Here is a 13,913-nt window from a genome sequence, read left to right as displayed (position 1 = left end):
TGTCAGCATCGCCAGCGCATAGCTAACCTAACTTGTTCGGTAGCATGGCGGACGACTGCCGTCAGCCGCTCGACCGAACGGATCGCCACATGAGCTCACTGCGCACGCACGACGACACCTGGGACATCGCGACCAGTGTGGGAACCACCGCCGTCATGGTCGCGGCGGCGCGCGCTGCCGAAACCGAGGCCGAGAACCCGCTCATCAGCGATCCGTACGCCAGGATGCTGGTCGACGGCACCGGCGCCGGTGTCTGGAACTTCATGCTGGACCGGGACTTCGTCGCCAAAGCCGCCGAAATCGATGCCGAAGCGGCCGCCATCTTCACCCATATGGGCAGCTACCAGGCCGTGCGCACCAAGTTCTTCGACGAGTTCTTTCTGGCCGCTGTCGGAGACGGCAATTCAGCCCCTGCCGCCGACGCCGGGGTACGCCAGATCGTCATCCTGGCCTCCGGACTGGATTCGCGCGCGTACCGACTGGACTGGCCGGCCGGCACCACGGTGTTCGAGATCGACCAGCCGAAGGTTCTCGAATACAAGGCGACGGTGCTGGCCGAACACGGTGTCGCTCCGTCGGCGCAGCGCCGCGAGGTGCCCGTCGATCTTCGGCACGACTGGCCGAAAGCCTTGGTGCAGGCCGGATTCCAGGTGAACGAACCGACGGCCTGGCTCGCGGAGGGCCTGCTGATGTACCTGCCGGCCGATGCCCAGGACCGACTGTTCGCCCAGGTCACCGAACTCAGTGCGGCGGGCAGCCGGATCGCCGTGGAGACCGCGCCCATCCAGGCGCAGGAACGCCGCGCCGAGATGAAGGCCCGCTTCGACGCCATCCGGGAGAAGTTCGGGATGGACGACGGTCTCGATGTGGCGGAGCTGATGTACAACGACCCGGACCGGGCCGATGTCGCGGTGTGGCTGGCCGACCACGGCTGGGACAGCGCCGCCGTGAAGTCGGCCGACGAGATGCGCAGGCTGGGGCGGTGGGCGCTGCCGAGCGGACCCGATACGCCCGGCGACGACGCGTTCTCCTACTTCGTCACCGCGGTGCGGCAATAGTCGATTTGGGCCTTCTGGACGCCCAACCAAATGGTTAGTATGCGGGCAACCCTCATGTGGAAGGACGCCCGCCGTGACCACAACCGATGCGACGCCGGAGGCCGGCCCGGTCGCTTCCCCCGATATCCGCGCGATCGTCGCCGATGTCCGTGCGGCGTTTGCCACCGGCCGCACCCGCGACGTGCAATGGCGGCGGCAGCAGCTGCTGGGGTTGGAACGGCTAGTGGTCGACAACGAAGCCGCGATCGCCGCGGCGCTGCACCAGGACCTGGGCCGCAAGCCGTTCGAGGCTTGGCTCGCCGACGTCGCCAGCGTGGCCGCCGAGGCCGCCGACGCGGCCGAGAACATCGGCAAGTGGACCCGGCGCAAATACCGCAGGCTGGAGTTCTCCCAGCTGCCCGGGCGCGGCTGGATCGAATACGAGCCGTTCGGCACGGTCCTGATCATCGGTGCGTGGAACTTCCCGTTCGCCCTGACGCTGGGACCGGCGGTCGGTGCGCTGGCCGCCGGCAACGCCGTCGTCGTCAAACCCTCGGAGCTGGCCCCGGCGTCGTCGGCGTTGATGGCGCAGCTGGTACCGCGGTATCTGGACCCGCGCGCCGTCGCCGTCGTCGAGGGCGACGCGGCGGTCAGTAAGGAACTCATCGAGCAGGGCTTCGACAAGCTGTGCTTCACCGGCGGCACCGAGACCGGGCGCAAGGTGTACCAACTGGCGGCCGCGCATCTCACCCCGGTGACCCTGGAATTGGGTGGCAAGAGCCCGGTGATCGTCGCCGCCGACGCCGATATCGAGGTGGCCGCCAAGCGCATCGCCTGGACCAAACTGATCAACTCCGGCCAGATCTGCATCGCCCCCGACTACGTGCTGGCCGACGCCAGCATCCGTGACGAACTGGTCGAGCGGATCACGCAGGCGGTCACGGCGTTCGAGGCCGATGCCACCGGCGGCAAGCGCATCGTCAACGGCCGCCACTTCGACCGGCTCACCACGGCGGTCGCCGCCACCACCGGTGACGTGGTGCTCGGCGGCGGGTCGGATGCGGCGGCGCTGGAGATCGACCCGACCGTCGTCGTCGACCCTGCGCTGGACGAGCCGCTGATGACCGACGAGATCTTCGGACCGATCCTGCCCATCGTGACGGTCCAAAACCTGGACGAGGCAATCGCATTCGTCAACGCGCGAGACAAGCCGCTGGCCGCCTACCTGTTCACCAAGTCCAAGGACACCCGCGAACGGGTGATCCGGGAGGTGTCGGCCGGCGGCATGGTGGTCAACCACCTGATCTTCCATTTCGCCACCACCCGGCTGCCGTTCGGTGGCGTCGGGCCGTCCGGCATCGGGGCGTACCACGGGCGCTTCGGATTCGAGGAGTTCAGCCACCGCAAGTCGGTACTGACCAAGCCCACCAGGCCCGATCTGGGCAAGCTGATCTACCCGCCCTACACCGAGAAGGCCTGGAAACTGGCGCGAAAGATCTTCTGATGCACGAAAAAGGGGGCTTCCCTTGGGAAGCCCCCGATTTCGCCGGTTCAGTGGCTCTGATGAACCGTGTTGTCGACCTGCGGGGCCGTCGCGTGCGGCTGGATGTCGTAGATCCAGTCGTGGTGGCTGATATCGGCCGACGCCGGGGCCGCCAGACCCAGGACCGCTGCCGTCAGGCCGCCGGCGATGATTCCTGCGATGGAGAACTTCTTCATGATGCTGCCTCTTCCTTGATCCGTATCGGAGCGTCTCGCTCCGGTCTGATTGGTAAAACGCACAGGTCAGCGAGGTAATCCCGATGGCAGCGATTGATCGACGGTTGGCAGGAACCACCCGTCGGCGGACCCGGTTCACCGGCACCGAACCGACCGCCGTATACAGAAGACTGAAGCTCGGCTGAAACGAAACTCGATGGAGAGGAATCCCATGCCCGGAGTGCAGGATCGCGTTGTCGTCGTCACCGGAGCCGGTGGCGGATTGGGCCGTGAGTACGCGTTGACGCTGGCCCGTGAGGGCGCCAGTGTCGTGGTCAACGATCTCGGTGGTTCCCGGGACGGCACCGGCGCCGGACACAACATGGCCGACCAGGTGGTCGCCGAGATCAAGGAGGCCGGCGGCCGCGCCGTCGCCAACTACGACAGCGTCGCCGAACCCGAGGGCGCCGAGAACATCATCAAGACCGCGATCGACGAGTTCGGCAAGGTCGACGGCGTGGTGAGCAACGCAGGCATCCTGCGCGACGGCACCTTCCACAAGATGACGTACGAGAACTGGGATGCGGTGCTCAAGGTGCACCTGTACGGCGGCTACAACGTCATCCGCGCGGCCTGGCCGCACTTCCGTGAGCAGAGCTTCGGCCGGGTGGTGGTCGCCACCTCCACCAGCGGGCTGTTCGGCAATTTCGGTCAGGCCAACTACGGCGCCGCCAAGCTGGGCCTGGTCGGCCTGATCAACACGCTGGCCCAGGAAGGCGCCAAGTACAACATCAAGACCAACGCGGTCGCGCCGATCGCGGCCACCCGGATGACCCAGGACATCCTGCCCCCGGAGGTGTTCGAGAAGCTCACCCCGGAGTACGTCGCACCGGTGGTGGCCTACCTGATGACCGAGGAACTGCCCGACACCGACTCGGTGTTCATCGTCGGCGGCGGCAAGGTGCAGCGCACCGCGCTGTTCCAGAACGACGGCGTCACCTTCACCGAGGTGCCCTCGGTGGACGATATCGCCGCCAAGTGGGGCGAGATCACCGACCTGTCCGCGGCGCAGGCGGCGAGCTTCAAGCTCGGATGAAAGCCCTTGTCGCACAGGCGCTGACCGGTACCGACGGCCTGGCCTACACCGACGTCGACGATCCGGTGCCCGGTGACGCCGTGATCGTCGACGTCGGCGCGGCCGGGGTGTGCTTCCCGGATCTGCTGCTGTTGCGCGGCGAATACCAACTGCGCCTGGAGCCGCCGTTCATCCCGGGGATGGAGGTGGCCGGCACCGTGCGGTCGGCCCCCTCGTCATCGGGGTTCGTTGCCGGTCAGCGTGTTTCGGCGTTCACGATGCTCGGCGGCTATGCCGAACGGGTGACGGTGGCACCCGCTGGTGTGGTGCCGACCCCCGACGGAGTGGACGACATCTCGGCCGCCGCCCTGCTGGGCAACTACTACACCATGTACTTCGCTTTGCAGCGCCGTGCCGCGCTGCGGGCGGGGGAGACGGTGCTGGTGCTCGGGTCGGCCGGTGGGATCGGCGTGGCCGGCATCCAGATCGCCAAGGCGCTCGGCGCCCGGGTGGTGGCGCTGGTGCACCGTCCCGAAGCCCTGGACTTCGTGTCCGGCATCGGCGCCGACGTGGTGCTGCCCCTGACCGAGGGCTGGAAGCAGGCCGTGCTGGACGCCACGGAAGGCCGTGGCGTGGACGTGGTGGTGGACCCCGTCGGCGGTGACGCGTTCGACGACGCGATCCGGGTGCTGGCCCCGGAGGGTCGGCTGCTGGTCATCGGATTCGCTGCCGGACAAGGTATTCCGACGGTCAAGGTGAACCGGTTGCTGCTGCGCAACGTCAGCGTGGTGGGTGTCGGCTGGGGGGAGTTCCTGCGCCGCTCCCCGGGCGCGCAGGCCGAGGTCGGGGCCGGCCTGGCCGAGCTGGTGGCCGCCGGGCTGCGTCCACCGGCGCCGGTGACCTACCCGCTGGCCGATGGTGCGGTGGCGCTGCAGGAGCTTGCCGACGGGAAGGTCAAGGGCAAGCTCGTCCTGGTGCCGTGAGCACACTCGGGCTCGTCCTCGTCGCACTGGTCATCGCCGTCGGCTTGGCCGGCATCGTGATACCGATCCTGCCCGGCGGGCTGTTGGTGTTCGCCGCCATCACGGTGTGGGCCCTGGTCGAACGCACGACCGTCGGATGGGTGACCCTCGGTATCGCCGCGGCAATGTTCGTCACCGCCGAGGTGGTCAAGTACACGTGGCCGGTGCGACGGATGCGGCAGGCCCAGGTGAGCACCTGGAGCCTGGTGGCCGGTGCGGTGCTCGGCGTGATCGGCTTCTTCGTGATCCCTGTGCTCGGCCTGGTTCTCGGCTTCGTCGGCGGGGTGTACCTGGCCGAATTGGCCAAGCGGCGGGATCAGCGCCGCGCGTGGGCGTCGACGGTGCACGCGCTCAAAGGCGTCGCGCTGTCGGTCGGCGTGGAGTTCACCGGGGCACTGCTCGCGACGATCACCTGGGCCGCCGCCGTGCTGTTGTGGTGATGTCGGCGCGGAAAAGCGCTTCGAATCACGCCCGCAGGGCCGCGCGGAGCCGGTCGCGCTGTTCGTGCGTCACCTCGGCGACGTCCAGGAAACCACCGAGCGACCCGTACTTCTCGTCGCGGACCCGCCACGCCGCCTCCAGGTACTCCGCACGCACGCCGAGTACCTCGTCGGTCAGTCTGGCCTCGGCGAAGGTGATCACCTCGGCGGCTTCGCCGGCACGGGCCCGCACCTGCTCCAGGATCCGCTCCCGCAACGCGGGGATGGCGTCATTGCTGCGCAGGAAGTCGCCCACGATGGCGTCGCGGTCGACACCCACCGCCTCCAGCACCGTCGCCACGGTGAACCCGGTGCGGTCCTTACCCGCGAAGCAGTGCGCCAGCACCGGCTTACCATCCGCCAGCAGCGAGATGACCTGACGCACCGCGGTTTGGGCGCCCGGAAGCGCCGGGAACTCCTCGTACACCTCGGCCATGTAGCGCTTGGCCGACTCGGTGACGTCCTCGTCGGCGGGCGACTCCGACATCACCCGCTGGAACGTCGACTCGTGCGGGGCGTCCTGCTCGCTGTCGTCGTCGAAATGGAACGGCAGCAGGTGGATCTCGACGCCGCTGGGCACATGCCCGGGGCCGCGCCGCTGGACCTCCCGGTGCGACCGCAGATCGGCGACGTTCGCGATGCCCAGTTCCACGAGCCGCCGGCCGCCCTCGTCGGTCAGCTTGCTCAGCTCGCTCGCACGGTAGAGCAGGCCGGGACGGACCCCGGTCTGCTCGGCGACATCGCGAAAGTTCCAGGCGCCCGAGAGTTCCACGGTTCCTACTGTGTCACGCCCGCTCCGATGGGCGGCACGCCGCCGGTTCCGATGGGCGGCACGCCGCCGTCGCCAGCGCCGATTTCTCCCGGCCCAGCTCGGCCCGGGCGATGGTCCGCATGTGCACCTCGTCGGGCCCGTCGAACAGCCGCATGGCGCGATGCCAGGCGTACAGCCGGGCCAACGGGAAGTCGTCGGAGACCCCCGCCCCGCCGTGCACCTGGATGGCCCGGTCCAACACATCGCAGGCCACCTGGGGGGCCACCGACTTGATCTGGGAGACCAGGACGTGGGCGGCCTTGTTGCCGTGCTGGTCGATGGTCCAGGCGGCCTTCTCGCACAGCAGCCGGGCCTGGTCGATCTCGTTGCGGGATGTGGCGATCGCCTCACGCACCACGCCCTGCTCGGCCAACGGCTTACCGAAGGCGACGCGTTTCTGCACCCGGTCGACCATCAGCGCCAGCGCCCGCTCGGCCGCGCCGAGCGCCCGCATGCAGTGGTGGATGCGGCCCGGTCCCAGCCGGGCCTGGGCGATCGCGAACCCGCTGCCCTCCTCGTGCAGCAGATTCTCCGCCGGCACCCGGACGTTGTCGAAGACGATCTCGCAGTGCCCGTGCTGGTCCTGCCAGCCGAACACCGGCAGCGAGCGGCGGATGTCCACGCCGGGGGTGTCGGCGGGGACCAGGATCATCGACTGCTGGGCATGCGATGCGGCCTCGGGGTTGGTGCGGCCCATCACGATGAGGATCTTGCAGCGCGGATCGGCGGCACCGGTGATCCACCACTTGCGCCCGTTGATGACGTAGTCGGATCCGTCGCGCAGCATGGTGGTCTCGATATTGCGGGCGTCGCTGGAGGCCACGGCGGGTTCGGTCATGGCGAAGGCCGACCGGATCTCGCCGTCGAGCAGCGGTTGCAGCCACTGCTTGCGCTGCGTCTCGTTGCCGAACAGGTGCAGGGTTTCCATGTTGCCGGTGTCCGGCGCGGCACAGTTGAGCACTTCGGGGGCGATCTCCATGCTCCAGCCCGAGAGCTCGGCCAGCGGCGCGTACTCCAGGTTGGTCAGCCCGGACTCCGACGGCAGGAACAGGTTCCACAGCCCGGCCGCGCGGGCCTTGACCTTGAGCTCTTCGACCACGGGCGGCACCGTGTGATCCTTAGGACCCTTCTCGTCGCGATACTCGTGATAGGAGGCCTCGGCCGGGAATACGTGCTCGACCATGAAATCGGAAAGCCGCTGGTGGTAATCGGCCGCCTTGGCAGACATCGCGAAGTCCATGACCGTCACGATATGCCACCTGGTTAGACAAGTGGAAAGGTGTCGGGGAATCCGTCGAGCGCTAGCGCGGTTGCGGCACCGAGCTGGTGCGCAGTGTCATCGCGAGGGCCCCCGAAACGACGGCCAGACCGATGACGGTGCCCGCCACGGCGGGCCAGCCGGCGGTGTCGAAGGCCACGCCGCCGAACCATCCGACGACGCTGGACCCGGCGTAGTAGCAGAGGTTGTAGAGCGACGATGCCTGCGCCTTGCCGTCGGCCGTCGCGACGCCCACCCAGCCCGAGGCGATCGAATGCGCACCGAAGAATCCGGCGGTGGCCAGTACCAGGCCGGCCAGCACGGCGAAGACGTTGTCGCTGAGGGTGATTGCGGTGCCGACGATCATCGTCGCGGTCGAGGCCAGCAGCACGCGGCGGCGGCCGAACCGTCCGGCCTCGGCGCCGGCGCGCGCCGAGGCCCAGGTGCCGGCGAGGTAGGCCAGGAACACCAGGCTGACCACCGTCTGCGGGAGGTGAAACGGTGCCGCCACCAGCCGGAAGCCGAGGAAGTTGTACATCGCGACGAAGCCGCCCATCAGCAGGAAGCCCTGGGCGAACAGCACCAGCTGCCGCGGTGAGCGCAGGTTCGTCAGCAGTTTGCGGCCCAGATCGCTGCTGCGGGACGGGGTGAAGCCGCGGGCACGCGGGGCCAGTTTGACGAAAGCCGTTGCGGCCACGGCGCACAGCACCGCGACCGTGAGGACACCGGCGCGCCACCCGACGTATTGGGCGATCGGTCCGGTGACCAGTCGTCCGCTCAGCCCGCCGATCGTGGTGCCGGCCACATAGGTGCCCGCGGCGCGGGCGGCATGGCCCGACGCGATCTCTTCGGTCAGGTACGCGATGGCGACGGCCGGCACACCACCGAGCATCAGCCCCTCGATCAGCCTGCCGCCGAGCAACAACGCGGCCGTCGGGGCGAACGGTACGAGGAGCCCGAGAACCGTTGCCGCCGTGACGGATATGGTCATCGCCTGCACCCGGCCGATCCGGTCGGCGAGCACCGACCACGGGATCACGCCGAGGGCGAGGCCCACCGTGGCGGCCGACACGGTGAGTGCGGCGTGCGCGGCGCCGGTGCCGAGGTCGGTGGCGATCAGCGGCAACACCGCCTGTGGTGAGTACAGCTGGGCGAAGGTCGCGACACCCGCGCAGAACAGGGCGGCGAGCAGTCGGCGGTAGTCCGCCGAACCACGCGGATGTCCCTGCCAGCCCGTCGAGGTCAGGGATGCGGTCACTCAGTCGACGGTAGGACTCGTGAATCGATGTGTCCAATGCATGAATTTAGGAGAGTTCATGACGGTTATGAATGATGAAGTCGATCAGTCGGGCCGCCGCGGGCGGTATCTCACGGGCGTCGTTCCAGGTGAGACCGATCTGCCGCTTGGCGGCGGCCTCGGTGAGCGGAATGTAGGCCGCGCCGGGTTCGGCGCGTTGCGGTCGAGGCACGGGGACGACGGCCACCCCGAACCCGGCGGCGACCAGCCCCTCCATCGTCGGGATCTCCATGGCCTCGAAGACGATGGGCGGATCGATCCCCGCCTCCGCACACAGTTCGTCGGTGAGCTGACGCAACCCGAACCCCGGCGCCAGGCCGACGAACGGTTCGTCGCCCGCATCAGCCAACCGGATGCGGGTGCGTCGCGCGAACGGATGCGCCCGTGGCACCGCCAGGCACAGCCGCTCGACGTACAGCCCGCGCCACGGCAGCCCCGGCGGGCGGGGCGAGGTGATGGCGAGGTCGGACTCACCGTCGGCCAGCCGTTCGGCGATATCGTGCGCGGCCCCCTGGAACAGGTCGAACTGTACCTGGGGTGCATCGTCGCGGAAGCGGCGTAACAGCTCCGGGACGAACCCGCCGGCCTGGGAATGCAGGAACGCCAGCCGCACCAGGCCGGTCTCTGGGTCACGCAGCGCGGCGATGTGCTCTGTGGCCGAGCGTATTTCGGTAAGGGCACGGCGAGCGTGCTCCAGCATGATCCGGCCGTAGGCGTTGAGCTGGAGCCGTCGGTTGACCCGGTCGAACAGCGGCGCACCGACCTGGGCCTCCAGCCGGGCCAGCGCGCGGGACAACGTCGGCTGGCTGATACCGAGTTCGGCCGCCGCGTCGGTGACGTGTTCGGTCTCGGCCAGCACGACGAACCAGTGCAGGTCGTCAACGTCCATACCGGTGACTCTTCCGGCCGGAGCACCACAAACAGGCCTTTTGGTTCGGCGTGTCGGCACCGGCCCACTGTGACAAGCTGACTCGCATGCAGGACTCGGCGCAGAAGGTGCGGGTGGTGGTCGGCGACGACCATCCGATGTTTCGCGACGGGGTGGTGCGTGCGCTGGTGGCCAGCGGCTCGATCGACGTGGTCGCCGAGGCCGAGGACGGGGCGGCCGCACTGGAGGCGATCCGCACCCACAGACCGGCGGTGGCGCTGCTGGATTACCGGATGCCCACCATGGACGGTTCGGCGGTGGCCGCCGCGGTGACCCGCGACGGGCTGCCCACCCGGGTGTTGCTGATCTCGGCGCACGACGAATCGGCCATCGTGTACAAGGCCCTGCAGGACGGCGCGGCCGGGTTCTTGTCCAAGGAGTCCACCCGCGGTGAGTTGGTCAGTGCGGTGCTCGACTGTGCCCGGGGCCGCGATGTCATCGCGCCCGCGCTGGCCGCGTCGTTGGCCGGCGAGATCCGGCGCCGCAACGAGCCCGATGTGCCGGCCCTGTCCGCCCGCGAGCGGGAGGTGCTCGCGATGATCGCCCGCGGGCTGAGCATCCCGGCGATGGCCAAGGAGCTGTACTTGGCCCCGTCGACGGTCAAGACACACGTGCAGCGGCTCTACGAGAAACTCGGCGTGGGCGACCGGGCCGCCGCGGTGGCCGAAGCGATGCGCCGCAAGCTGCTCGACTGACATGACGGGCGTCGTCGCCTTCTTCTCGGCCGAACCGGTGCGGGTCTCGGCGGTGCTGCGGCTGCCGCTGATCGCGCTGATCGCCGTGCTGGTGTGGATCTGGGAGGTCGACCACTGGTTGCCGGGCCTCTACGCGGGGGTGTTGGGCGCCTACGCGGTCGCCGCCGTGGTGTGGCTGGTGGTGGCGCTGCGCGGACCGCTGCCGCGGTGGGCGGACTGGGCATCCACCGGTGTCGACGTGCTCGTCATCGTGGTGCTGTGTCTGGTGTCCGGCGGTGCGACGGCGGCGCTGTTGCCGGTGTTCTTCCTGCTGCCCATCTCGGTGGCCTTCCAGGACCGTCCGTGGATGACCGGGATCATCGGAACCCTCACTGCCGCTGCGTATCTGTCGGTGTGGATCGTCTACTCCAAGCGTGACGACCGCATCGGATTGCCGAACATGGTGTACACCCACTTCGGGTTCCTGCTGTGGCTGGCCGTGGCCACCACCGCGTTATGTCTTGTGCTGTCCCGGCGTTCGGCCCGGGTCAAGGCGCTGCTGGAGGTGCGACGTCAGCTGGTGTCGGAGGCGATGCAGGCCGACGAACGGCACAACCGCGAAGTGGCCGAGAACCTGCACGACGGCCCGCTGCAGACCCTGCTGGCCGCCCGGATGGAACTCGACGAGGTGCGGGAGCGATTGCCCGATCCCGCGCTGGATGCGGTGCACGCCGCCCTGCAGGACACCGCCAAGCAGTTGCGCTCCACCGTCACCGAATTGCATCCGCAGGTGCTGGCGCAGCTCGGTCTGACGGCCGGTGTGCGAGAGCTGTTGCGCCAGTTCGAATCTCGCAACCAGTGCGAGGTCCGCACCGATCTGCAGGAGGTGGGAAAGCCGGAGTCCGAGGCGCTGATGTACCGGGCCGCGCGTGAGCTGTTGGTCAACATCGGCAAGCATGCGCGCGCGACGACGGTGTCGGTGCGACTGGCGCGGGTGCGGGAGCGGGTGGTGCTCACGGTGTCCGACGACGGTGTCGGCTTCGAACCGTCCCTGGTGGCCGACCGGCTGGCGGCCGGCCATATCGGGTTGGCGTCGTTGCTGGCCCGGGTGGACGCGATGGGTGGGGTGATGGATGTCGACTCGGCGCCCGGGCGCGGGACCACGGTGACGGTGTCCTCGCCGCCCGAACCTGCCGAGGCCCCGAGTCCGCTGGTGCCGGGTCAGTCGTGATGTGCCGACAGCAACCATGCCCCGACCGAGCTGAGCCCGTCGTACTCGTCGCGGAACTCGATGCCGGCGAACGAGTCCGGGACGGGATCGGGCATCCGGCAGAAATGACGGGCCGGGCGGACATCATCGATCGTCCAGTACGGCGACACCGCATCGATCAGCTCTTCGGCGGTGACCGGGGCGACCGGATCATCGGGGCCGGTCGGCGTGGCGGAGCGGTCGAAGACCAGGATGAAGAAGCGCGCGCCGGGAGCGGCGGCGCGTGCGGTGGACGCCAGGTATCCCGGCCGTAGCGCGACGGGCATCGAGTGCAAGAGCGCGCTGTCGACGATGGTCGCGAAGTGGTCGTCATAGCCGTGCAGGTCGGTGATATCGGCCACCCGGAACTCCGCGGTGCTCAAGCCGCGTCGCCGTGCTTCTGCCTCGGCCAATGCGATCGCCTTGGCAGACAGGTCGATACCCACGGTCTGATAGCCACGGGCCGCCAGCTCCAGGGACAGCGCGGCCTCGCCGCAACCGGCATCCAGGACCGGCCCGCGCACCTGGCCGGCGTCGATCAGGGCGGCCAGCTCCGGCTGTGGCCGGCCGATGCTCCAGGCGGGCCGAGCGCCGCCGAACACGGGGCTCTCACCGCGGTAGACGGTATCGAAGTCGTAGTTCTGCGCATTGGACATACTCCTTTATATCAGTATTTCTGATATATGAGATGCTGATATGCATGCCGCAGAACAACCAGCTGCTCGGGCCGCTGATCTATCGGGTGAGTGCGCGGCTGCGGGCCGAGATGAGCATGGTGCTACAGCAATTCGAGCTGACGCTTGCCGAATTCGTCTGCTTGCGGGTGTTGCGCGAGACGCCCGGCCTGACCAACGCCGAGCTGGCCAGGATCTTCGAGGTGACACCGCAGACCATGAACACCACGCTGGCCGCTCTGGAATCGGCCGGGTTGGTGCACAGGCCGGCCAAGGCGGCCCGCGGCAGATCTCTCCCATGCCAGGTGACCGCCGCGGCGCAGCGCCTGCTCGATGACTCCATGCCCGCGGTACGTGCCGCGGAGGCGAAGGTTCTCGCGGCGCTCGATACCTCCCAGCGCCGGGAATTCCGCAGGATGCTGGCCGCGATCGCCGGTCAGGACGTCAGCCCGCGGGCGATCACCAGCCGCTGAATCTGGTTGGTGCCCTCGAAGATCTGGGTGATCTTGGCTTCGCGCATATAGCGCTCCACCCGGAAGTCACGCGTGTAGCCGACGCCGCCGAACACCTGCACGGCGTCGGTGGTCACCTTCATCGCGGCATCGGTCGCGAGCAGCTTGGCCACGCTGGCCTGCGCGGAGTAGGGCAGCCCCAGGTCGCGCCGGCGCGCCGCGTCCAGATAGGTGGCCCGCGCGCCGGCCACCGCGGCGGCCATATCGGCCAGCAGAAAGCCCAATCCCTGATGATCGATGATCTTGCGGCCGAACGTCGTTCGCTCGTTGGCGTAGCGCACGGCCTCGTCGAGCGCGGCCTGCGCGATACCGACGGCCACCGCCGCGATGCCGAGCCGCCCGGAGTCGAGTGCGGAGAACGCGATCGGCAGCCCCTGGCCCTCGGCGCCGATCAACCGGTCGGCGTCCACGCGCACGTTGTCGTAGAACGCCGACGTGGTCGGCACCGCGTGCAGGCCCATCTTCTCCTCGGGCTTGCCGAAGGACAGGCCCTCGGCGTCGCCCGGAATCAGAAAGCAGGACACGCCTTTCGAGCCCTCGCCGGTGCGGGCGAACAGCGTGTAGAAATCCGCCTTGCCGCCGTGGGTGATCCACGCCTTGGAGCCGTTGAGGACATAGCCGTCGCCGTCGCGCACCGCCGCGCAGCGCAGCGCGGCCGCGTCGGAGCCCGCCTGTGGTTCGGACAGGCTATAGGCGCCGATCTGCGTGCCGGAGAGCATGCCGGGTAGCCAGCGCTGCTTCTGCTCGTCGGTACCGAAGGCCAGCAGCGCGTGCGAGGACAGGCTGTGCACGCTGACCGCGACGCCGATGGCCGCCCACCGCGCGGCGATCTCCTCGAGCACCTGCAGATACACCTCGTAGGGCTGGCCGCCACCACCCCATTCCTCGGGCTGGGGCAGGCTGAGCAGTCCGGCCGCACCCAGTTGGGCGAAAACGCCGTCGGGGTAGGTCTCGGCCTTCTCGTGAGCGTCGACGATCGGGTCGAGCACCTTGTCGGCGATATCGCGGGTCAGCGCGAGGAGTTCCTGCGCTTCGACGGAGGGCAGGAGACGGTCGACCGGCATAGTTGCATATCCTAGTTTCGCCGCGAGGGGACACAACCTAGCCCCCGGTGTCCGCCCGGCGGGAAACCGTAGCGCTGAGGCTGTCTACGCGCTTACAGCGCTCAGGCCGGATGCGCGCTTACAGCGCTCAGGCTG

General features: G+C 68.7%; 15 protein-coding genes. 8 read left to right on the top strand and 7 right to left on the bottom strand.

What is annotated here, in order from left to right:
- The first annotated feature begins 89 nt into the window (after nucleotides 1-89).
- Nucleotides 90-1,058 (top strand): class I SAM-dependent methyltransferase, encoded by a 969-nt coding sequence (locus AWB94_RS10520; RefSeq protein ID WP_062660488.1) that lies wholly within the window; start codon nucleotides 90-92, stop codon nucleotides 1,056-1,058.
- A gap of 73 nt (nucleotides 1,059-1,131) precedes the next feature.
- Complete coding sequence (locus AWB94_RS10515; protein WP_062660414.1) at nucleotides 1,132-2,541, top strand: aldehyde dehydrogenase family protein; 1,410 nt, start codon at nucleotides 1,132-1,134, stop codon at nucleotides 2,539-2,541.
- Between the two features lie 47 nt (nucleotides 2,542-2,588).
- Here the strand turns inward: AWB94_RS10515 and AWB94_RS35090 are convergent, their stop codons facing one another.
- Nucleotides 2,589-2,756, bottom strand: coding sequence for a hypothetical protein (locus AWB94_RS35090; RefSeq protein WP_165605440.1), 168 nt, complete (start codon nucleotides 2,754-2,756; stop codon nucleotides 2,589-2,591).
- A gap of 211 nt (nucleotides 2,757-2,967) precedes the next feature.
- Here AWB94_RS35090 and AWB94_RS10510 point away from each other — a divergent pair, with 211 nt between their 5' ends.
- Genes AWB94_RS10510 through AWB94_RS10500 form a run of 3 tightly spaced genes read left to right on the top strand, consistent with a single transcriptional unit; the run spans nucleotide 2,968 to nucleotide 5,272 of the window.
- Nucleotides 2,968-3,831 carry an SDR family oxidoreductase gene (locus AWB94_RS10510; protein ID WP_024453488.1) on the top strand — a complete coding sequence of 288 codons (864 nt, stop codon included), beginning with the start codon at nucleotides 2,968-2,970 and terminating at the stop codon, nucleotides 3,829-3,831.
- Nucleotides 3,828-4,793 (top strand): NADPH:quinone oxidoreductase family protein, encoded by a 966-nt coding sequence (locus AWB94_RS10505; protein ID WP_062660413.1) that lies wholly within the window; start codon nucleotides 3,828-3,830, stop codon nucleotides 4,791-4,793. Before AWB94_RS10510 ends, AWB94_RS10505 begins: the two co-directional genes overlap by 4 nt.
- On the top strand, nucleotides 4,790-5,272 hold the full coding sequence (locus AWB94_RS10500; protein WP_062660412.1) for a DUF456 domain-containing protein: 483 nt from the start codon (nucleotides 4,790-4,792) through the stop codon (nucleotides 5,270-5,272). Before AWB94_RS10505 ends, AWB94_RS10500 begins: the two co-directional genes overlap by 4 nt.
- A gap of 25 nt (nucleotides 5,273-5,297) precedes the next feature.
- Here AWB94_RS10500 and AWB94_RS10495 read toward each other — a convergent pair whose 3' ends face one another.
- From AWB94_RS10495 to AWB94_RS10480, 4 genes are all read right to left on the bottom strand, one after another.
- On the bottom strand, nucleotides 5,298-6,083 hold the full coding sequence (locus AWB94_RS10495; RefSeq protein WP_062660411.1) for a tyrosine-protein phosphatase: 786 nt from the start codon (nucleotides 6,081-6,083) through the stop codon (nucleotides 5,298-5,300).
- A 13-nt stretch (nucleotides 6,084-6,096) separates the two neighbouring features.
- Nucleotides 6,097-7,362: an acyl-CoA dehydrogenase family protein gene (locus AWB94_RS10490; RefSeq protein ID WP_062660410.1), complete on the bottom strand. Its 1,266-nt coding sequence runs from the start codon at nucleotides 7,360-7,362 to the stop codon at nucleotides 6,097-6,099.
- A 61-nt stretch (nucleotides 7,363-7,423) separates the two neighbouring features.
- Nucleotides 7,424-8,638: an MFS transporter gene (locus AWB94_RS10485; RefSeq protein ID WP_234811685.1), complete on the bottom strand. Its 1,215-nt coding sequence runs from the start codon at nucleotides 8,636-8,638 to the stop codon at nucleotides 7,424-7,426.
- Between the two features lie 46 nt (nucleotides 8,639-8,684).
- Nucleotides 8,685-9,566, bottom strand: a complete 882-nt coding sequence (locus AWB94_RS10480) for a LysR family transcriptional regulator (RefSeq protein ID WP_062660409.1) — start codon at nucleotides 9,564-9,566, stop codon at nucleotides 8,685-8,687.
- An 86-nt stretch (nucleotides 9,567-9,652) separates the two neighbouring features.
- Between AWB94_RS10480 and AWB94_RS10475 the strand changes: the two genes are divergently transcribed.
- Nucleotides 9,653-10,300 carry a response regulator gene (locus AWB94_RS10475; protein ID WP_062660408.1) on the top strand — a complete coding sequence of 216 codons (648 nt, stop codon included), beginning with the start codon at nucleotides 9,653-9,655 and terminating at the stop codon, nucleotides 10,298-10,300.
- A gap of 1 nt (nucleotide 10,301) precedes the next feature.
- The gene (locus AWB94_RS10470; RefSeq protein ID WP_062660407.1) at nucleotides 10,302-11,510 is read left to right on the top strand and encodes a sensor histidine kinase; all 1,209 of its coding nucleotides are present in this window, start codon (nucleotides 10,302-10,304) and stop codon (nucleotides 11,508-11,510) included.
- Here the strand turns inward: AWB94_RS10470 and AWB94_RS10465 are convergent.
- Entirely contained in the window at nucleotides 11,501-12,184 is a 684-nt protein-coding gene (locus AWB94_RS10465; protein WP_062660406.1) for a class I SAM-dependent methyltransferase, read from the bottom strand. The genes AWB94_RS10470 and AWB94_RS10465 overlap by 10 nt on opposite strands.
- A 44-nt stretch (nucleotides 12,185-12,228) precedes the next feature.
- Here AWB94_RS10465 and AWB94_RS10460 point away from each other — a divergent pair, with 44 nt between their 5' ends.
- On the top strand, nucleotides 12,229-12,675 hold the full coding sequence (locus AWB94_RS10460; RefSeq protein WP_062660405.1) for a MarR family winged helix-turn-helix transcriptional regulator: 447 nt from the start codon (nucleotides 12,229-12,231) through the stop codon (nucleotides 12,673-12,675).
- Here AWB94_RS10460 and AWB94_RS10455 read toward each other — a convergent pair.
- Nucleotides 12,639-13,778, bottom strand: a complete 1,140-nt coding sequence (locus AWB94_RS10455) for an acyl-CoA dehydrogenase family protein (protein ID WP_062660404.1) — start codon at nucleotides 13,776-13,778, stop codon at nucleotides 12,639-12,641. The two genes, AWB94_RS10460 and AWB94_RS10455, sit on opposite strands and share 37 nt — an antisense overlap.
- Nucleotides 13,779-13,913 lie beyond the last annotated feature (135 nt).

The sequence above is a fragment of the Mycolicibacterium canariasense genome (assembly GCF_002101555.1).
GTDB classification, from domain to species: Bacteria; Actinomycetota; Actinomycetes; order Mycobacteriales; family Mycobacteriaceae; genus Mycobacterium; species Mycobacterium canariasense.
This window is presented reverse-complemented; position numbering and strand designations above follow the sequence as displayed.